21 protein-coding genes are annotated in these 19,462 nt (G+C 68.6%); 5 read left to right on the forward strand and 16 right to left on the reverse strand.

Translation table 11 applies throughout. The features are described from left to right. Window positions 1–8 precede the first annotated feature (8 nt). The 4 genes from NM2_RS28250 to hemL form a co-directional block, all read right to left on the reverse strand. Window positions 9–845, reverse strand: coding sequence for a cytochrome c biogenesis CcdA family protein (locus NM2_RS28250; protein ID WP_067674694.1), 837 nt, complete (start codon window positions 843–845; stop codon window positions 9–11). Window positions 846–909: 64 nt separating this feature from the next. After that, complete coding sequence (locus NM2_RS28255; RefSeq protein WP_067674700.1) at window positions 910–1,518, reverse strand: TlpA disulfide reductase family protein; 609 nt, start codon at window positions 1,516–1,518, stop codon at window positions 910–912. 287 nt (window positions 1,519–1,805) lie between these two features. Further along, the gene (locus NM2_RS28260) at window positions 1,806–2,411 is read right to left on the reverse strand and encodes a histidine phosphatase family protein (RefSeq protein WP_157121358.1); all 606 of its coding nucleotides are present in this window, start codon (window positions 2,409–2,411) and stop codon (window positions 1,806–1,808) included. Between the two features lie 137 nt (window positions 2,412–2,548). Beyond that, window positions 2,549–3,871, reverse strand: a complete 1,323-nt coding sequence (hemL, locus tag NM2_RS28265) for a glutamate-1-semialdehyde 2,1-aminomutase (protein ID WP_067674791.1) — start codon at window positions 3,869–3,871, stop codon at window positions 2,549–2,551. Window positions 3,872–4,052: 181 nt separating this feature from the next. Here hemL and NM2_RS28270 point away from each other — a divergent pair, with 181 nt between their 5' ends. Beyond that, window positions 4,053–4,439: a hypothetical protein gene (locus tag NM2_RS28270; RefSeq protein WP_245718256.1), complete on the forward strand. Its 387-nt coding sequence runs from the start codon at window positions 4,053–4,055 to the stop codon at window positions 4,437–4,439. A gap of 4 nt (window positions 4,440–4,443) precedes the next feature. On the opposite strand, the gene NM2_RS28275 is transcribed toward NM2_RS28270, so the two are convergent. The 6 genes from NM2_RS28275 to NM2_RS28305 form a co-directional block, all read right to left on the reverse strand. Further along, a complete protein-coding gene (locus NM2_RS28275) occupies window positions 4,444–4,665 on the reverse strand; it encodes a hypothetical protein (protein ID WP_067674703.1) in 222 nt (73 codons plus the stop codon). A gap of 62 nt (window positions 4,666–4,727) precedes the next feature. Further along, complete coding sequence (locus NM2_RS28280) at window positions 4,728–5,012, reverse strand: hypothetical protein (RefSeq protein ID WP_067674706.1); 285 nt, start codon at window positions 5,010–5,012, stop codon at window positions 4,728–4,730. After that, window positions 5,009–5,605 carry a transport-regulating membrane protein Mce1N gene (mce1N, locus tag NM2_RS28285; RefSeq protein ID WP_245718257.1) on the reverse strand — a complete coding sequence of 199 codons (597 nt, stop codon included), beginning with the start codon at window positions 5,603–5,605 and terminating at the stop codon, window positions 5,009–5,011. The genes NM2_RS28280 and mce1N overlap by 4 nt, the downstream gene beginning before the upstream one ends. 299 nt (window positions 5,606–5,904) lie before the next feature. After that, window positions 5,905–6,438, reverse strand: coding sequence for a hypothetical protein (locus tag NM2_RS28295; protein ID WP_067674712.1), 534 nt, complete (start codon window positions 6,436–6,438; stop codon window positions 5,905–5,907). Beyond that, complete coding sequence (gene hemB / locus NM2_RS28300) at window positions 6,435–7,412, reverse strand: porphobilinogen synthase (RefSeq protein ID WP_067674797.1); 978 nt, start codon at window positions 7,410–7,412, stop codon at window positions 6,435–6,437. Before hemB ends, NM2_RS28295 begins: the two co-directional genes overlap by 4 nt. A gap of 601 nt (window positions 7,413–8,013) precedes the next feature. Continuing rightward, on the reverse strand, window positions 8,014–8,631 hold the full coding sequence (locus NM2_RS28305; protein WP_067674716.1) for a TetR/AcrR family transcriptional regulator: 618 nt from the start codon (window positions 8,629–8,631) through the stop codon (window positions 8,014–8,016). A 108-nt stretch (window positions 8,632–8,739) separates the two neighbouring features. Here NM2_RS28305 and NM2_RS28310 point away from each other — a divergent pair, with 108 nt between their 5' ends. Both NM2_RS28310 and NM2_RS28315 read left to right on the forward strand, forming a co-directional pair. Continuing rightward, window positions 8,740–9,909: an alpha/beta hydrolase family protein gene (locus tag NM2_RS28310; protein ID WP_067674719.1), complete on the forward strand. Its 1,170-nt coding sequence runs from the start codon at window positions 8,740–8,742 to the stop codon at window positions 9,907–9,909. A 136-nt stretch (window positions 9,910–10,045) separates the two neighbouring features. After that, window positions 10,046–10,318: a hypothetical protein gene (locus NM2_RS28315; protein WP_067674723.1), complete on the forward strand. Its 273-nt coding sequence runs from the start codon at window positions 10,046–10,048 to the stop codon at window positions 10,316–10,318. Between the two features lie 464 nt (window positions 10,319–10,782). Here NM2_RS28315 and NM2_RS28320 read toward each other — a convergent pair whose 3' ends face one another. Genes NM2_RS28320 through NM2_RS28335 form a run of 4 tightly spaced genes read right to left on the reverse strand, consistent with a single transcriptional unit; the run spans window position 10,783 to window position 15,618 of the window. After that, on the reverse strand, window positions 10,783–12,348 hold the full coding sequence (locus tag NM2_RS28320) for a bifunctional uroporphyrinogen-III C-methyltransferase/uroporphyrinogen-III synthase (RefSeq protein WP_067674724.1): 1,566 nt from the start codon (window positions 12,346–12,348) through the stop codon (window positions 10,783–10,785). After that, window positions 12,345–13,418 carry a hydroxymethylbilane synthase gene (gene hemC, locus NM2_RS28325; RefSeq protein WP_067674726.1) on the reverse strand — a complete coding sequence of 358 codons (1,074 nt, stop codon included), beginning with the start codon at window positions 13,416–13,418 and terminating at the stop codon, window positions 12,345–12,347. The genes NM2_RS28320 and hemC overlap by 4 nt, the downstream gene beginning before the upstream one ends. A gap of 14 nt (window positions 13,419–13,432) precedes the next feature. Then, on the reverse strand, window positions 13,433–14,797 hold the full coding sequence (locus NM2_RS28330; RefSeq protein ID WP_067674729.1) for a glutamyl-tRNA reductase: 1,365 nt from the start codon (window positions 14,795–14,797) through the stop codon (window positions 13,433–13,435). Then, window positions 14,794–15,618 (reverse strand): redox-sensing transcriptional repressor Rex, encoded by an 825-nt coding sequence (locus NM2_RS28335; protein ID WP_084531635.1) that lies wholly within the window; start codon window positions 15,616–15,618, stop codon window positions 14,794–14,796. The genes NM2_RS28330 and NM2_RS28335 overlap by 4 nt, the downstream gene beginning before the upstream one ends. Before the next feature lie 255 nt (window positions 15,619–15,873). On the opposite strand from NM2_RS28335, the gene NM2_RS28340 reads away from it, so the two are divergent. Beyond that, window positions 15,874–16,131 carry a glutaredoxin family protein gene (locus NM2_RS28340; RefSeq protein ID WP_067674731.1) on the forward strand — a complete coding sequence of 86 codons (258 nt, stop codon included), beginning with the start codon at window positions 15,874–15,876 and terminating at the stop codon, window positions 16,129–16,131. Between the two features lie 94 nt (window positions 16,132–16,225). Then, window positions 16,226–17,263, forward strand: a complete 1,038-nt coding sequence (locus NM2_RS28345; RefSeq protein ID WP_439956927.1) for an HAD family hydrolase — start codon at window positions 16,226–16,228, stop codon at window positions 17,261–17,263. 2 nt (window positions 17,264–17,265) lie between these two features. Here the strand turns inward: NM2_RS28345 and NM2_RS28350 are convergent, their stop codons facing one another. Next, window positions 17,266–18,282 (reverse strand): lysophospholipid acyltransferase family protein, encoded by a 1,017-nt coding sequence (locus NM2_RS28350; protein WP_067674734.1) that lies wholly within the window; start codon window positions 18,280–18,282, stop codon window positions 17,266–17,268. Then, window positions 18,279–19,352: an NAD-dependent epimerase/dehydratase family protein gene (locus NM2_RS28355; protein ID WP_067674737.1), complete on the reverse strand. Its 1,074-nt coding sequence runs from the start codon at window positions 19,350–19,352 to the stop codon at window positions 18,279–18,281. The genes NM2_RS28350 and NM2_RS28355 overlap by 4 nt, the downstream gene beginning before the upstream one ends. Between the last annotated feature and the right edge of the window lie 110 nt (window positions 19,353–19,462).

A 19,462-nucleotide genomic window follows, 5' to 3' on the forward strand; every position in this document is an offset into this window, starting at 1 on the left:
AGTCATAGTCAGATCGGGAGAGTCACTTGGGATACGAACACATTGCGGACCCACCCCACGAATTGGTCCCACATACCGGTCACCAGCGCGATACCGACGGCGACCAGCAGAATTCCGCCGATCACCTGAATGGTGCGCGAATGGCGACGCAGCCAGCCGACCCCGCGCAACGCGCTGGCCGACCCGAACGCCAGGATCACGAACGGCAGCCCCAGGCCCAGGCAGTAGGCCACGATCAGCACCACGCCGCGCACGGCGGTAGTGCCCTCGGTGCCCGCCGATACGGCCATCACGCCGGACAGGGTCGGGCCGAGACAGGGCGTCCAGCCCAGGGCGAACACCGCGCCCAGCAGCGGCGCGCCGACCAGACCGGTCAACCGCCGCGGATGCATCCGGGTGTCCCGCTGCAATGCCGGAACCAGGCCCAGGAACACCAGACCCATCACGACAGTCACCACGCCGCCGAGACGTTGCAGCAGTTCACGATTCACGTTCAGGGTCTGGATGACGCCGAACACCGTCACCGAGGCCAGCACGAACACGACGGTGAATCCCGCGACGAACAGACCCGCCGCGCCCGCCACGCGCATCCGGCCGGACTTGTCGAGCGTCGCGGTGTCGGCGCGCTTGGTCTCCCGGGCCTGCGACACGGTCACCGGCGGCGCTTCCGCACCGACCAGACCGGCCAGATAGGACAGATATCCCGGCACCAGCGGCACCACGCACGGCGAGGCGAACGACACCAGGCCCGCGAGCAGACATGCGCCCAGGGCCAGCAGCAACGGACCGGATGCGGCGGTCTGCTGGAACGAATCCCCTACCGACGCAAGCACACTCACATGCATGTCGACCGACCTCGAGCACCCCGGCCACCCGCGCTACGCCCGGACCACGAACACTCCGCGCGTGTCACTGCGCACTCTCCGCGGCGAGGCGGTCCACGACCGGCTGCAGATCACTGGCCAGCAGCGAGCGCAGGAAGACCGCGGCCACCCGATGCTGCCGATCCAGCACCAGCGTGGTGGGGATGACGCTGGTCGGGAACTTCCCGCCCAGGGCCAGCAGACTGCGGAATTCCGGGTCGTAGATCGATGGATATTCGATGTGATTGGTGTCGACGAAATCCTGCGCCTTGTCCTGTTCCGGATCACGCACATTGATCCCCAGGAAGGCGACTCCCCGCGCCTTCGACTGCTCGTACACCTTCTCCAGCTCGGGCGACTCCGTCCGGCAGGGCCCGCACCACTGCCCCCAGATATTCAGCACCACAACCTGATTCGGGAAATCATTCACCGAAATGGTCTTATTCGTCAGCAGATTCGGCCCCGACAGCTTCCCGATCGTCCCCCGCTTCGCCGCCGGGTCGTAGAAGATATCGGTCTTCCCCCCGGGCGAGACGAACTGGAACGTCCCACCCTGCGCCACCGCATCACTACCGGTCGAACACCCCGCAAGTGCCGCCACCAGCGCAGCACAGGCGATCAGCACCGGAACCACGATCCGCGCGGGCTTACGCATCCTGATCGCGCGCCGTAGACGGAATCGCCCAGCTCCTGCGGGCATCCGACGTTCACGCGCACGGCTCGATTCGCAACGCACAGCCGAACGGCCGAGCAGGCGACGCTCACCGGAACCACCGGTCGGGCGACTGCCACCGAAGCGCTCGACGACCCGACGCTCCCCGGATTGCTCTGGCGCACAGGGCTTTCCGTGCGCTACTTCCCCCGACGCAAGCTTGCCGTCATGCCGCGCGCTAACGCCGGATCGAGCGTCGTGCCCACCGGTTCTGTCGGGTGTCGAGCCGTTCACGCCCCGGTCACCCGCGGATCCGATTCCCCCGCAGGTTCGGAGTAGACGATGTCGATCAGCGTATCCCCTTGGTAGACAAGGGATGTCAGAGAAGCGAGGGAGCACTGGCGGTTGCGGGGGTCGTGCCAGAGGCGCTTGCCCTCGAGGAAGCGGCGCAGGGTCCACACCGGAAGCTGATGGGAGACCACGACGGCCTCGTGACCGGCGGCCTCCACGCGGGCCTTGTTCACCGCGGCCAGCATGCGGTGCGCGATCTGCAGATACGGCTCACCCCAGGAGGGAGTGAACGGGTCGCGCAGCTTCCACCAGTGCCGGGGCTTGCGCAGTGCGCCGTCGCCGACCGAGACGCGCAGGCCCTCGAAGGTGTTGCCCGCCTCGATCAGGTTGTCGTCGGTGCGCACGATCAGCTCATGCGCACCGGCGATCGCACCGGCGGTCTCCTGCGCGCGTTGCAGCGGGGAGGCCACCACCAGCGTGATGTCGTGATCGGCGAGCGCGCGGCCGACCGCCGCGGCCTGGGACCGGCCCGTCACCGACAAGCCGAAGCCGGGTAGGCGGCCGTAGAGGATGCCCTTCGGGTTGTGCACCTCACCGTGCCGCATCACGTGCACGATCGTCTCGGTGTCCGCGACGTCGTCGGGCAGCGGTGTGTTCTCCTCGGACACGCCGTCGGGCACGGTGTCCCGCACCGCCTCGAACGTCGCGTCCTGCGGTGTGTCGGGTGTCTCGGTGCGCTCGTTCACGCGTCGGATCCTTCGGGTGTGGCGGCCGCCGCGGCCGCGGCGGCGGCGGGCAGGGCGGCGGCGATGCGGTCGAATGCGTCCTCGTCGAGCGCGGCGGAGACGAACCACGTCTCGAACGGGCTCGGCGGCGCGTAGACGCCGCGATCGAGCAGAGCGTGGAAGAATGCCGGGAAACGCCAGGTCTGGCTGGCCTTCGCGGCGGCGTAGTCGGTAACCGGATGGTCGGCGAAGAACACGCTCACCATATTGCCCGCGAATTGCACTTGATGAGCGAGCCCCGCCGTATCGAGTGCGCTACTCATCAGCGCGCCGAGTCGTTCGGCGTTGCGATCCAGGGCCGCGTAGACATCCGCGTCGGACGCGCGCAGCGAGGCGAGCCCGGCCGCCACCGCGACGGGATTACCCGACAACGTCCCGGCCTGATAGACGGGCCCGATCGGCGCGAGCCGGTTCATCACCTCGGCGCGACCGCCGAACGCCGCGGCGGGCAGGCCACCGCTCATCACCTTGCCGAAGGTGTACAGATCACCCGCGACGCCGTCGCGACCGAACCATCCGGACCGGCTCACCCGGAATCCGGTCATCACCTCGTCCATGATCAGCAGCGCGCCGTTCTCGGAGGTCAGCCGCCGCAGGCCCGCGTTGTAACCGGGCTGCGGGGCGACCGTGCCCATATTGCCCGCCGCGGCCTCGGTGATGACGCACGCGATCTGGCCGGGATTCGCGGCGAACGCGGCGGCCACCGCGTCCAGGTCGTTGTAGGGCACCACGATCGTGTCGGCCGCCTGCGCGCCGGTGACGCCCGGCGAGGTCGGCAGACCCAGCGTCGCGACGCCCGAGCCCGCGTCGGCCAGCAGCGCGTCGACGTGCCCGTGATAGCAACCGGCGAATTTGATGATCTTGCTGCGGCCGGTGAACCCGCGGGCCAGCCGCACCGCGCTCATGGTGGCCTCGGTACCGGAATTGACCAGCCGCACCCGTTCCACGGGCTCGACCCGCGCGGCGATCTCCTCGGCCAGTTCGATCTCCGCCTCGGTCGGCGCGCCGAAGGACAATCCGTCGACCGCGACCTTCCGCACCGCCTCCACGACGGCCGGATGCGCATGGCCGAGAATCATCGGCCCCCACGAACACACCAGGTCCACATATTCGGCGCCGTCGGCGTCGGTGAGCGTGCACCCGCGCGCGGAGGTGATGAACCGCGGCGTACCGCCGACCGAATGGAACGCTCGCACAGGCGAATTCACGCCACCGGGAATGATCGCGGCGGCGCGATCGAACAGGTGCGCGGAGGCCGGAGAAGAACTCACGGCCTCCAGTGTCGCAGCCCGGTCCGCACCGGTCGACGACAGGGTGTAGTGGGGTGAGCCACCCCACACCGTATGTCCGGATTCACCGCAACACGCCGGAGTGCCGTTCGAGCTCAATTCGATCGCTCGATGATTGCCACTGCGTACCCTCGGTCCGGTCCATCATCCGCAATCCGGCCGGGAGAGATTCATGCGAACGTTGTTCATCGGCGCCAGCCTGACCGCCCTCGTAGGCGCCGCACTGACCTGTGCCGCGACCGAGGCGTCGGCGGGCGCCCTCGTCGCCCAGCCCGACCAGGGACGCATCGGGATCAGCCTGTCGCACGAGGAGACCGCCGCCCTGGCGGAAGGTCCGGTTCCGGCGCTGGTGAGCAGGGTCGTCCCGCTGAACCGAATGGGTGCGGGCCTGCATCCGGGCAGCCAGATCTACCGCGACCAGCACGGCGGCGTACACGCCTCACCGCGCGAACTGCTGCTCGAATCGGCCGCGCATCCGAACGGGAACGTGGTCGTCTACCTCGACGCCCCCGGCACACACGGCCCCCGCGTGCTCGACATCTACGAGCACTGGAACTGACCCGCTACCAGTGTGAGGGCCGCAGGCACGACAGCGAGAATCCGGTCGACACCAGGCAACTCACCGGCCCCGGAAGCCCGTCGACCAGACGCGAGTGGGTCACCGGTTCCGGTGCCGGGCCGGCATCCATCGCCGTGAGCACGTCCAAGGCCACGGTGACCAGTGCGATGATGGCGACGGCCAGCGTCACGACGACTCTTCGCTGCACGGGATACGTGCGGGGCATACCTTCAGTGTTCCCGCGAATCACCGAGTTACCACCAATAGCCGAAAGTTGGCCTCGAACCTCTATATCCGCTCGGCCGCGGGCCCTGCGCCCCCCGGTCGGCCTTTCCGCGCCGGACGGTCCACAGACCGTGCGACCAGATCGATGAGGGCCAGTCCGGCCGCTACGACCAGTAGCGCGGCGAGCCCGAGCCATGGGCCGTCGTAGCGGGTCGCCTCGAAAGCGGGCAGATCACCCGACGCCGCGAACGGAATCGATTCGATGCCGGCGTGCCAGGCCGGCACGACCCCGGCGAGGCAGCAGACCAGGACGACCACGTCCAGGACCGGCCACAGGCGGTGCATCATCGAGCGTCCTCCTTGCCGTCGCCGGTGCCTTCGAATTCGTCGTCCGCGTCTTCCGGGCCGGAATCATCCGGTCCCGCAGCCCTGGAACCGGCCTGCTCCGAGCCGTCGTTCGCGGAGCGCCCTTCGACCGCCGCGCTGAGCTCCTCGCGCAGACGGCGATGATCGCGCGCCCACGCCTGCACCAGACCGCCGTCGCGCAGTTTCAGCCCGATGCCCTTGCGCCTGCGCGGCACACCGGCCAACTCCCCGAGGGCGCGCGCGGACTGCCAGTCCTCGTCCTCCCAGGACTCCTCGTCGTGCTCGGGAAAGATCGCGGCGATCCGTTCCAGCTCCAACGTCTCGGTGCCCTCGCGCAGCGAGGTATCGGTGAGTTCCACGCTGACGTGCCGCTTACCCGCGACGACCTGCAACGAGACGAATCCGGCGAGCAGTACCGCGCAGAAGAGCAGGCCGAACCAGTGCACCGGGCCGTGCCCCAGCGCCAGTTCCAGGACCAGCACGATCAGGCAGATCAGCGGACCGTACGCGACGGTGCGCCAGCGCGCGCCGGGCTCGGCGAACCGCACATCGGCCGCGGCTCGGGTATCGGTCACGGAAACCTCCAGGCTGTCGCGCTCGCCCGCACGATTCCGAGATGAGGCGAAGCGATTCAGCCGACCATACCGGGCAGCAACAGGACGGCCAGAGTGAGCAGACCGAGGATGAGAACCAGGCTCATCATCACGACGTCGCGCCGAAGGCTCTGCGGCTGTTGAATCACCACTCGCATCATTGCCTCCGCTTCTCCGGAACGTCTCGCGCGATCCGATGCGGAACGCACGACCCACGACATCCGGTTCCAAGGTCGTCTGTGACAACCCTCACCATACATGCCGACACACCGGTGACAAATTCATCGCGGCAACCGATTTCCGTTCACCTTGAAGTAGGCGTTGGATTCCGTTCGACGGCAAAGGAATACGGCTCCGGCGGCCAATACGGCCTGCAGGATCGCAGCGGCGCCGGCGAGCATCTCGCCGGTTCCGGAGATCGCGCCGAGCCCGAACATCGAGTTCACCCCGCCGATCACCAGCACGACGGCCGCCACGTCGAACAGCGTGCGCGCCCACTGCTTCCCGCGGCGCAGCTGATGCACGACGGCCAGCGCCGCGGCCGCCAGGGCCAGTCCGAACACCACACCCAGCACGATCATCACCGTGACCATCAGGTCGTAGGTCGCCATCGGGGTCTCGGGCTGCTGGGGGTGCAGCTGATCGTAGATGTTCTTCGCGATCGTGTGCCGGTGCTCGAACCGCGTCCACATCCCGGCGAAAAGTCGCACCACGCCCAAAACGACCGCACCCCACCATAATTGGGACGCGGTACGAACGTCGTCGGGTATCGGCCGGTCGGGAGCCGGTGGGACCGGCGGAGTCCACGGATTCACGACAGCCAGTGCGCCACTTCGGTCGCCCAGTAGGTGAGCACGATGTCCGCGCCCGCCCGCCGAATGCCCATCAGCGATTCCAGGACCGCCGCGCGGCGATCGATCCAGCCGTTCGCGGCGGCGGCGGTGATCATCGAGTACTCGCCGGAGATCTGGTACGCGGCCACCGGGACGGTGGAACGGTCGGCAACATCACGGAGAATGTCCAGGTAGGACATGGCGGGCTTGACCATGACCAGATCCGCGCCCTCGGCCAGATCCAGCTCCAGCTCGCGGATCGCCTCGCGGCGGTTGGCCGAATCCTGTTGGTAGGTACGGCGATCGCCCTGCAACGAGGAGGACACGGCCTCGCGGAACGGGCCGTAGAACGCCGAAGCGTACTTCGCGGCGTAGGCCAGGATGCCGGTGTCGATGCGCCCGGCCTCGTCCAGGGCGTCGCGGATCGCGCCGACCTGGCCGTCCATCATGCCGCTGGTGCCGAGCAGATCCGCGCCCGCCTCGGCCTGGGCCAGCGCCATCTCGACGTAGCGGTCCAGGGTGGCGTCGTTGTCGACCGAGCCGTCCGGGGACAGCACGCCGCAGTGGCCGTGATCGGTGAATTCGTCCAGGCAGGTGTCGGCCATGACCACCGTCGCGTCGCCGACCTCCTCGGACAGCGCGCGCAGGCCGCGGTTCAGGATGCCCTCGGGATCGCTGGCGAGGCTGCCGACCGCGTCCTTGTCCTGCGGACGCGGCACCCCGAACAACATCAGCCCGCCCACCCCGGCGGAGACCGCCGCCACGGCCGCCTTGCGCAGTGAATCCATCGAATGCTGATGCACGCCCGGCATCGAGCCGATCTCGCGCGGTTCGTCCAGCCCGTCGGCGACGAACATGGGTAGCACCAAATGCCTTGGTTCAAGTGTGGTTTCGGCTACGAGACGCCGTAGAGCAGGGGTACGACGCAACCGCCGCGGGCGGTCCATTCCGGTCATGAATCGCACGATACGCCCCGGTCCGGGCCTGTGCCGCACCGCCTCCGCAGCGGCCCGACCCTCCTCGCGAGCCACCCGGAACGACCACCACCACACCCGTGACCAGGCACTCGCCGAGCAACTCCGAACATTCGCTTGACCACCGGCTGCCTTCCCGGCCGATACGACCGGCGCCGCACCCGCGCACCCGGCCCTCCGAATGCGGCACGCGCCCACGACTATGACGAATTGCACACGACCGCATCCCAACCGACCACCTCCGGCAACCCGCCGCCGGAGGCCGGATGACGCCGGTAGCGCGACCGGCGCTATCCCCTGCGGAGTGCTCGGGTCGGTCGGGCACGACATTGCGGGGCATGGGTGCCCTCGAGGATGATCGCGAAGCACTAGCAGCCCGCGGAGTGCTCCGTCGTTCACGCCGCACCTTACGAAAGCGACGACGGCGCCGAGCGGAGCAGTACGCCCCGCACGGCTGCGTACCAACCCGTGATCGGGATGCTGCACGCGTCCGGACCATGTGACGGCCGGCCGGAGCGGACAGGCGCGCAGGCTGTGCGCTGCGTCCGGGGCGCTGCCGCGGGTCGAGAGCGATCGGTGGACGTCAGCGGGGTACGGCGACCTTCAGGGCGGCTTCGAGGGCGGTGGTGAGCGTTTCGAGGTAGGCGTCGTCGCTGTCGCCGGACAGGACGAGGACGCGGAAGCCCAGGGGGGCGATGAGCAGGTCCGAGGCGAGTTCGAGATCGAGGTCGGCGGGCAGTTCGCCGCGGTCGATGGCGGCTCGCAGGACGGTGCGGACGTTCTCGCGGCGGGGGGCCGCCACGGCGGTGTGCAGGACTTCGGCGAGGGCTTCGTTGTGGTGCGCCTCGGCGAACAGGGCCGCGCCGATATTTCTGACCGTGGCATTCGTCAGTTGGCCGCGGAGGGTGTCCAGGAGTCGGCGCAGATCGGTGCGCAGGGCGCCGGTGTTCGGGATCGGGGGCAGGGTGTCGCGGACGGCCTGGCGGATCAGCTCGGTGAGCATCTCCTCCCTGGACGGCCAGCGTCGATACAGCGCGGCCTTGCCGACGCCGGCGCGGCGGGCGATCGCCTCCATGGACAGCCGCGCATAGCCGGACTCGGCGAGTTCGGCGAAGGTCGCCTCGGTGATCGCGTCGGTGACGTGCTGCCGCAGGGCCGCGCCGCCGGTTGCCGGCCGAGCCGCGGTCGTCTCCTTTGCCATGCACCGAGAATAACCAGGACGGAACCGTTGCGTTCCATTCGGATCCGGTGCTAGCTTCGTACCTAATGGAACGGAACCGTCTCGTTCCTGACAGGAAGGTGTTCGACGATGAAATTCCTCTACGACGACGAGTCCTTCTCCTTCGAGGCATTGCGCGCCGCGGGCTACGCGACCTACGGCGGCGCCGAACTCGGCGAAGTGCTGGTGACCTGCCGCGGGATACCCGAGGGTGACGAGACCGCCTGGTCGGCGCAGTGGGCCGCGACGGCGGCGCGAGTCGAGCGCATCGGCCGGGACGCGCTGGCCGCCGGTCATCGGGTGAGCGCGCGGGAGGCGCTGCTGCGCGCGTCGAACTACTACCGGACCGCCGACTTCTACCGGCGTGAGGATCCCGCGCACGACACCGAATCGGCGCGTCTGGCACGGGCTTCCCAGCAGACCTTCGACGAGGCCGCCGCGCTCCTGGACACGCCCGCCCGTCGAGTGCGGATCCCCTACGAGGACACCAGCCTGCCCGGCTATCTGTTCCTGTCCGACGATTCCGGCGAGCCGCGTCCGACCGTGCTCTACCACGGCGGATTCGACTCCACGCTGGAGGAGGACTACTTCGCGATCGCCGCGGGCGCGCTGCGGCGCGGCTATCACGTCCTGGCGTTCGACGGTCCCGGCCAGGGCAGCACCGTCCGGGATCAGGGTCTGTACTTCCGGCCGGATTGGGAGGCCGTGGTCACGCCCGCCGTGGATTTCGCGCTCGGCCTGCCCGAGGTGGACGCGGACCGGCTCGCGCTCGTGGGCACCAGTCTGGGCGGCTACCTCGCCGCGCGGGCCGCCGCCTTCGAGCATCGGATCGCCGCGTGCGTGCTGCACGACGGGGTCTTCGACTCCCATGCCCCGTTCGCCGCCATCGGCGAGATGGCGGAACAACTGCCCGGCGGGCTGGAAGCGCTGCTGACGCGGAACACCCAGGCGCGCTGGGCAGTTCGCAATGGTTTGTGGACATTCGGGGTGTCCGGTCCCGAGGAGCTGCTGAAGGCGATCGAGTGCTACACGATGGCGGGCATCGCGGATCGGATCAGCTGCCCGACGCTGGTACTCGAGGCCGAGAACGACCAGTTCTTCGCCGGACAACCACAGCAGATCTTCGAGGCGCTGACCTGCCCGAAGGAGTTCATCGTCTTCCGCGAGGACGAAGGCGGCGGCGAACACTGCCACGAGGGCGCGACCGCCCTGTTCCACCAGCGCACCTTCGACTGGCTGGACGGCGTCCTCGGCCGCTGACCCACACTCCGACCAACCGCCGATCGCCCACCTCGCGACGGCGGTTTCTGTCGGTAGCGGACGCTATAATCGAAGACATGTTCGAGAGCTGGACAGCCCTCGGACATTCGTTTCCACCACAGCCGGGGAGGGTCTCGTGGCCACAGATTCGCCGATCATCATCGACCAGCCGTACGTTCCGCTTGCCAAGCGCCGCCTGCCCGCGGGCCGCCCGCGCTCGTGGTACGTCACCCACAACCGCCGCCTCAAGGCCCTGCGCCTGGCCATCGCCCTGCTGGACTCCGGCGTCTACCGAGCCGACCTCGCCGACAACGAAAAGATCCGCCGCACAGCCGATCTCGTAGGCATCCGCCCACCCTCGGACAAAACCTGCCGCCTCGTCCGAGACCTCATGCGCACCCGCCGCTGACCGCTCCCGCAGCTGCTTCGGCTCGAGAATGGGCACGATGAGCGAGCGCCGACACAACTCCTCAACGCGGTTCACACCTGCCCAACCGAGGCAGGAACCGAATCGCGTTGAGGCACAAGACATGTCGGCCTCACCATCGACAACGTCCCGCGGCCGAGCCACACAGTCCCGGGCCGATTCGCTCATCCGGCCACGGAAGCAGGTACGGACCGCGCCGGGGCACAAGCCATTCGGCCTCCCGATCGACGACCCATCTCGTCGCCGAGGCACCCCGTCCGCGCTCGAGCCGACGCGTCTTCATCCACCGGCGCGAGTGTGAATCACACCGAGGCGCAAGCCGTTTCGAACTCGGCAAACACCTACCTCACGCCCGGTAGAAGCCCCCTGGACAACGCCGGCCTCACACCCAGTTCAAGCACCCCTGGACAACGCGAACCCGCCGAAGCGGAGCGGAGGCCGAGGACTCAAGCCCTGCCGCGGCGGCTCTTCTTGCGCGGCGGGGGCAGCAGGCCCTCGGCGCGCAGGTGGGCGGCGTGTTCGGCGAGGGCCTCGACCAGCGGGCCGACCTGGGCGAGTTCGGGCTGCACGTCTACGCGCAGGCCGAATTCGATGGCGGTCTCGGCGGTCTTGGGGCCGATGCAGGCGACGATGGTGCGGGCGTGCGGTTTGCCCGCGATGCCGACCAGGTTGCGCACCGTGGAGGAGGAGGTGAACAGGACCGCGTCGAAACCGCCGGTCTTGATCATCTCGCGGGTCTCCGCGGGCGGCGGCGAGGCGCGCACCGTGCGGTACGCGGTGACGTCGTCGATCTCCCAGCCGCGGTCGCGCAGACCTTCGGCGAGGGTTTCGGTCGCGATGTCCGCACGCGGCAGCAGCACCCGGTTGACCGGGTCGAAAACGTCGTCGTAGGGCGGGAAGTCGGCCAGCAGCCCTTCCGAGGACTGCTCGCCGCTGGGCACCAGTTCCGGATTGATGCCGAACGAACGCACCCGCTCCGCGGTGGCCTCGCCGACACAGGCGATCTTCACTCCGGAGAACGCCCGCGCGTCCAGACCGAATTCGGCGAACTTCTCCCACACCGCGCGCACCGCGTTCGTGGAGGTGAACACCACCCACTGATAACGACCGTCGACCAGCCCCTTGACCGCGCGCTCCATCTGCGCGGGACTGCGCGGCGGCTCGACCGCGATGGTCGGCACCTCCATGGGAATGGCGCCGTGCGTGACGAGCTTCTCGCTCATCTCGCCGGCCTGCTCCTTGGTGCGCGGCACCAGAACCGTCCAGCCGTACAGCGAGCGCGACTCCCACCAGGACATCTTCGACCGCTTCTCGACCTCCTTGCCGACCGTGACCACCAGCGGCCCGACCAACTCGGAGGCGGCGCTGTTCAGCGTGGCCAGGGTGGCCTCGATGGTCCGCTGCTGACGGGTCGTGCCGCGCACGGTCACCGCGACCGGAGTCTGCGGCGCGAGGCCGTGCTCGGTCAGGGCGCTGGCCGTCTCGGCCAGATGCCCGGAGGTCGCGTGCAGAACCAGCGGGCCGGGTGCGGCCGCGACGGAGGCCCAGTCCACCTCGCCGCGCACATCGACCTCGGTATGACTCGAGCCCAGCGCGATCCCCGCGTAGGCGGGCACCGTCGCACCCGACGGCAGACCGGGCAGCACCTCGAACACCATGTGCGAGCGCGTGACCGCGTTGACCTCGGCGATCACCGAATCGGTGGTCAGCGGATCACCGGACACCAGCCGCACCACGTCGTGGCCGTTGCGTGCCTCCGCGACCAGGGTCTTGGCCACCTCGGCGGGTTCGCCCAGCGCCGGGCGCACGTCGACCGGACGCTCTCCGTCCGGGTTCGGCTCCACCGCGACACCGATCAGGGCGAGCACACCCTTGTCCACATCGGGGTCGGTGAACGCCAGCGTCGCCCGGTCGAGCACCTCGCGCGCCCGAACGGTCAGCAGCGCCGGGTCACCGGGGCCGGACCCGACAAAGAGAATCCGACCAGGATGCTTCTTAGTGGCTCGGCTCATTTATCGTTCTCCATTGGCTGGGATGGGTGAAAGTCTGTGTGCGGCGAATCCACCGCTCCTGTGTCGCGGCCGTCCCCAGCGGCCTGCGGTGTGTCGGCCTCGCGGCCGGCACCGAGCAGCTCACGAGCCCCGAGCTCGAGCAGCTCACGGGCCAGCGCGCGGCCGAGTCCCTCGGCGTCGTCGGGCGAACCGACCGCCGATGCCCGGAGCACGTCCGAGCCGTCGATCGCCGCCACGCAACCGCGCAGCGACAGTTCCTCGACCACCCGGCCGTCGTCGTCGAGCGATTCGACGACCTCGGCCAACGCCCCGATCGGGGCGATGCAACCGGACTCGAGTTCGGCCAGCAACCCCCGCTCGGCGGTGATCGCCGCGCGAGTACCCGCATCGTCCAGGGCGGACAGGATGGTCACGAGATCCGGGTCGCCGGTGCGGCATTCGACCGCGAGCGCGCCCTGCGCCGGGGCGGGCAGCATCTGCACCGGCTCGAGCGATTCGGTGATCTCGTCGGTGCGGCCGATGCGGGCGACTCCGGCCCGCGCGATGACCACCGCGTCGAGTTCGCCGTCGGCGACCTTACGAATTCTGGTGTCGATATTGCCGCGCAACGGCAGGATCTCGAGACCCAGCCCGAGCGCGCGCAGCTGTGCCGCGCGGCGCGCGGCCGACGTGCCGATCCGGGAACCGGCGGGCAACTCGCCCAGGACCAGTCCGTCGCGGGCGATGAGCGCATCGCGCGGATCCTCGCGCGGCGGGATCGCCGCGATGACGAAACGCGGGTCCGGCGCGGTGGGCAGATCCTTGTAGGAGTGCACCGCGATGTCGACGGTGCCCAGGGCCAGCTCGTTGCGCAACGCGGCGGTGAACACCCCGACGCCGATCTTCTCCACCGGATCCGAGGATTTGTCACCGGCGGTCTTCACCACGACGAGTTCGGCCTGCTGTCCGCCCGCGATCAACGCGTCCCGGACCGTGCCGGCCTGGGTGAGCGCCAACAGGCTGCCGCGCGTGCCGATCCGCCACGGCGCGTCGGCGGTACCCCGACGTGTCGTGTCGTTCTCGTGCACCATGGCATCGGTAGCCGTCACGCTGGTGTCCCTTCATTACCGGAAGTGAGGTCCTCGCCGAGAGTGGCGACCTCCATCGGCGCCGCAACCGCTTGTGCCGCACCGGGTTTGAGTTCGAACAGTTCGCGCAGGGCTTCGGCGTAGGTGCCGCCGCCGGGCGCGGAGGCCAGTTGTTTGACCCGCACCGTCGGCGCGTGCAGCAACTTGTCGACGACCCGGCGCACCGTGCGCGCGACCTCGGCGCGCTCGGGATCGGCCAGACTCGGCAGCCGCGACTCGAGCCGCATCAGCTCGGCCTCGACCACATCGGCCGCGCGCTGCCGCAGGGCCGCCACCGTCGGGGTGACCTCCGCAACGCGTTGGCTCGCAAGGTATTTGGAGAGTTCTTCGGCGACGATGGCCCGCGCCGCGGAGGTGTCGTCGGCGGCCGCACCGGCCGCCGGATCATGCTGCAGCGTCTCCATGTCGATCACGGTGACGTCGGGCAATCCGGCCACCGCCGGATCCACATCGCGCGGCAGCCCCAGATCGCAGACGACCATCCGATGCCCGGCCGGGGCCATGTGCAACGCCCGATGCGCATCGGCCAGCGTCACCACGGCGCCGACCGCGCCGGTGCTGGTGACGACGATATCGGCGGCGGCCAGCGCGCCGACCAGATCGCTGAGGTCCTGCGCGGTCGCCGTGACGCCGTGCATGCTCACAGCGGTGTTCGCCAGCCGCTGCGCGCGCTCGAGGGTCCGGTTCACCACGATGATGTGGCCGATCCCGGCGCGCGCCAGATGCGCCACCGACAGCCCGCCCATCGCGCCCGCGCCGACGACCACGGCCGTGCGGCCGGTCAGATCGCCGATTTCCGCGCGCGCCCGGTCCAGCGCGACCGACACCACCGACGCGCCCGCACGGTCGATCCCGGTCTCCGAATGCACCCGCTTGCCCACCCGCAGCGCGTTCTGCGCCAGTTCGTGCAGGGTGCGCCCGGCGGCCTGCTGTGCGTCCGAGGCCGCGTAGGCGGCACGGATCTGGCTGAGCACCTGCTGCTCGCCGACCACCATCGAGTCCAGGCCGCTGGCCACCGCGAACAGATGTTCCGCCGCGGCCTCGCTGTAGCGGACGTAGGCGTGCCGGGTCAGTTCCGGCAGCGGCATGTCGGCGTGCGTGGCGAGCAGATCGCCGATTTCGGCCAGGCCGCCGTGGAAGGCGTCGACCACCGCGTAGACCTCCACGCGGTTGCAGGTGGAGACGATCATCGCCTCCGAGACGTGCTGAGACTCCAGCATGCGGTCCATCAGCTTGGGACGGTCGTCCTCGGTGACGGCAACCTTCTCCAGCACCGCGACCGGAGCACTGCGATGCGAAATTCCGACTAGAAGGATGCTCATTGCGCGACCACCGATCCGTTACTCATATGCGGTGCGTCCGAGGACCCTGCGTGCTTACGCAGGGCGCCGCCCCCGGACCCGCCGCGGCTGGTTGGCTCCATTGCCGAAACCACGACCCCCGCTGGGCGGATCGCGGACGATGATGTGTGTATCGCGAACGAGAGCATCTGCATCTCCACGGCCAGATCGACCCGGCGCACCTCCACCGACGGCGGCACGTCCAGCGCGACCGGGGAGAAGCTCAGAATGCACTGCACCCCGGCGGCCACCAGTCGATCACAGACCGCCTGCGCGGCCGGATCCGGAACGGTGACGACCGCGATGGTCGGTTCGAGTTCGGCGACGGCATCGTGCAGTCCGGCGACGTCGCGCACCGGCACTCCGCCGATCGTCGCGCCGATGACCTGCGGATCCCGATCGAAGATGCCGACCATGGTGAATCCGCGTCGCCGGAAGCCGCCGTATCCGGCCAGCGCACGGCCCAGATTTCCGGCCCCGACCAGGATCACCCGATGTCCTTCGGACAATCCGAGAACATCCTCGATGCGAGCACGCAACTTCGCCACGTCGTAGCCGACGCCGCGCACGCCGTTGGGCCCGAGGAAGGACAGGTCCTTGCGGAGCTTCGCGGAACCGACACCCGCCGCGACAGCCAGTTCCTCACTCGATACGATGAGCACACCCTCGTCGGCGAGGACGGCGAGGACCCGGAGATAGGTCGCCAATCGCGTGACCGTAGCCTGCGGAATGTCCCTGGACGGTGCATTCGACCGCAGAGCCCTGCCGGAGACGCCTTCGGGCGTCTCATGCTGCTCTGTCACGTCGTTCGGCTCCTCGTCCGGCCGGGGTCAGGTATTCCGGTTGCTCTCCGCTGCCAACACCGGGGGCCAGCGCCGCCTGGCGTCCATCGGGGTTGTGAGTGCTTCCGCTGCGGGGAAGCGACGGCTTGCGTGCCACCACCGTAACCGCTTGTGAAGCCCTGCACAAAGTCGGTGAATTCAGTCACTCTGTATCTTTGGCATTGGCGTGTCCGATGCGGGCGGGTATACAGGCATCCTGACAGCTTTAATGGGCGTATGAGTGATCGACATGCGGTTACGTTGTTGACCCGGGCGGGATGCGGGCTGTGCACCGTGGCATTGGAGCAACTGCGTTCGATTTGCGGAGATTTCGGCATCGAACCGGGAACCATCGACGTGGACGAGGCCGCGGCGACCGATCCCGGGTTGCGCGCCGAATTCGGGGACCGGCTACCGGTGGTGTTGCTCGACGGCAGGGAGCACAGCTATTTCGACGTCGACGAAACGCGACTGCGGGCCGACCTGAACCGCTGAGCGCAGGTGTGGGCAGCGCCTCGTCGTTCGTACGGCACCAGGTCACCCCACTCGGTTAATGTTGGGATGTTCGCGCGACGGGCGGAGGTCAGCAGTGCCGGAACGATCCAAAGATGCGAGGACAGGCTTCATCGCGGGCAGATTCGGTGAATTCCCGGCACGGTGGGGACAGGGTCTGTCCGATCAGCTCACCCGCATCACTCGCAGCCCGTTCGGGCCCAGCGAGGAGGAGTTGCGCGCCAATCTCGCCGGTGAGGCCAGCGCCGACGCGGCCCTCGCCCTGCACGATGCGGAACTCGCGGAATCGGTTGCGGCGGAAGAAGATTCGCACATCCCCGAGCGCGTCCGCCCGCCCCGCGACCTGACCGCGGCGGCGTTCTTCGACGTGGACAACACGATGGTGCAGGGCGCGTCGATCGTGCACTTCGCCCGCGGTCTGGCCGCGCGCAAGTACTTCAAGACCTCGGATCTGGCGGATATGGCCTGGAAGCAGGTCAAATTCCGGATCACCGGCAAGGAGAGCCAGGGCGATATGGCCAGCGGCAAGGAGAAGGCCCTGGCCTTCATCGCCGGCCGCTCCACCGCCGAACTGGCCGAACTGGGCGAGGAGATCTACGACGAGATCATCGCCGACAAGATCTGGCCCGGCACCCGCGCCCTGGCGCAGATGCACCTGGACGCCGGTCAGCAGGTCTGGCTGGTCACCGCGACTCCGGTCGAGCTGGCCCAGGTCATCGCCAAGCGGCTGGGCCTGACCGGCGCACTGGGCACCGTCGCCGAGAGCGAGGACGGCATGTTCACCGGCCGCCTGGTCGGCGATATCCTGCACGGCCTCGGCAAGGCGCACGCGGTGCGCACCCTGGCCATCCGCGAGGGCCTGAATCTCAAGCGCTGCACCGCGTATTCCGACAGCCACAACGACGTGCCGATGCTCTCGCTCACCGGCACCGCGGTCGCCATCAACCCCGATTCGGACCTGCGCGAGGTGGCCAAGAATCGCGGCTGGGAGATCCGCGATTTCCGCACCGGCCGCAAGGCTGCCAAGATCGGCGTCCCCACGGCGCTGGCCCTGGGCGCGGCCGGTGGCGCCGCCGCGGCGATCCTCACCCGCAAGCGGGATGCCGCGAAATAAGCCTACCCGCTGAAAGCGTTGCGGCGCTTGGCAAGTCGCTTGTACAGCGTCTGCTGAATGGTCTCCCGGACCTGATCGGTGATCTCGAACATGGTCATCGCGTCCTCGGCGGCCTCGGGCTCGTACGCCCCGGTCTCGATGGGCTCACCGAACTCCATGTGCCACTTGACGGGCAGCGGCACCGCTCCCAGCAGACCCAGATGCGGGAACAGCGGCGTCACCGGGAAATACGGCAATCCGAGCAACCGCGCCAGCGGCTTGAGATCGGCGAGCTTCGGATAGATCTCCTCCGAGCCCACGATCGAGCACGGAACGATCGGCACCCCGGTACGCACCGCGGCGGACACGAAACCCCCGCGCCCGAACCGCTGCAACTTGTACCGATCCCCGTACGACTTGCCAATTCCCTTGAAGCCCTCGGGAAATACCCCGACCAGCTCCCTGCCGCGCAACAACCGCTCGGCATCGGCCGGGCAGGCCAGCGTATGTCCGGCCTTGCGCGCCAGCCCGCCCAGGACCGGCGTCTCGAAGACCAGATCGGCGGCCAGCAATCGCACCACGCGATGCGCGGGGTGCCGGTCGTGCACGGCCACCTGCAACATCAGCCCGTCCAGCGGCAGGACGCCCGCGTGATTGGCGACGACCAGCGCACCACCGGATGCGGGCAGATTCTCGATTCCGCTCACCTCCACGCGGAACCACTGCTCGGCGAGCGGCCGCAACGCGGGCAGCAGCACCGATTCCAGCAGATGTTCGTCGAGGCCGTACTCGTCGACCTGATAGTCGCCGGTGAGCCGCCGGCGAGCGAAGTCCGCGGTGCCGCGGATCCCTTCGGCGACCGTGTCGCGCACCAGGTCGCCCATGCTGCGCGGCGGCGGCGGAGTGGTCTCGGCGAGCCGTTCGGTGAGCGAGGTCACCGGGCTCGCCGCGCTCTCGCCCGGCCAGCGCCGCGACGCGGGTCGCTGCCGAGCCTCGAAGTCGATGTCGTGCAGTTGAATGACCTTGGCAACGTCGTTCATCGGTGTGCTCCCTCTCCGGCCCCGACGAGGCCGAGAAGTCTCGTTTCAGCGGCGTCGATCCAGCGCGGATCGATTACGGGCCGCAACGCTGCGCCCCCAACGAAATCGTCGAAGGCCTGCGTCGTGGTCCAGCGCGGCTCGAATCCGAGTTCGGCGCGCATCCGGGTGGTGTCCAGGCCGCACCCGAAATGGAAGTAGTCGATCTGCTCGGACGTGAACTCCTGCATCACCGGGCCCATGACACTGCGGCCGACGGTGCGGAACAACGCGAACGGAATGGGCATCGCGACCCGCCCTGCTCGGCGGATCGCCTGGGACAACGTCAGCGAACCGTCTCCGGCGACGTTGAACGTCCCGCCCGGCGCGGTCAGTGCGGCATGCACCAGCGCGGAGATCGAATCCTGCTCGTGCAGCACCTGCATGCGCGGATCGCGGCCGAGAACGGTCGGTGTAACCGGAGACCGGAAATACTGTACGCCACGCTCTGCCAGGCGAGATCCGACTATAGGGGGAAAACGCAGAATTGCCGTCGCAATATCCGGACGACGTCGCGCCAGCCCGCGCACATAACCTTCCATCTCGATCATGTCGCGTGCGAAAAAACCGCTCGGCGGGGTCCGAGCACTCATTTCCTCGGTGAATTTCGCCGGATCCTTGGCGCTGCATCCGTAGACCGCCGAGGACGAGCGCACGACCACCCGGCGCACACTCGGGGTTTTCTGGCAGACCGCGAACAGTTGCATCGCGCCGAGTACGTTGAAATCCTTCATCGCCGCGCGCCCGCCACTGGACGGCGGCCGGGACAGCACCGCGGGATGGACGACCGTATCTACTTCGTTACCCTCGACAACCTTGCGTATCAACGGATTACGAATATCGGCCCGGACGAATTCGGCGCGGCCCATGCGACACAGCAGCTCTCGACCGGGCTGGCGCGCGTCGACCGCGATGATCCGCTCGACGGTGGGGTCGGCGGCTAGGGCGGCAACCACGTTGCCGCCGAAGAATCGGCTCGCACCAGTGACCAGGACAACTCTCGGCCGGTGCGTGTCACGCTCGTTCTGGCTCACGCCGAAAATCCCAACTGAACCCCTTTGCGGCCTGTCCCCGCGTCCAGAGTAACGGGTTCGGCGCGCGACGGGAGAGGCTATTTACCAGGATCTAACGATGACTTTCGACA

The organism is Nocardia miyunensis NBRC 108239 (assembly GCF_001613065.1).
Lineage (GTDB): Bacteria > Actinomycetota > Actinomycetes > Mycobacteriales > Mycobacteriaceae > Nocardia > Nocardia miyunensis.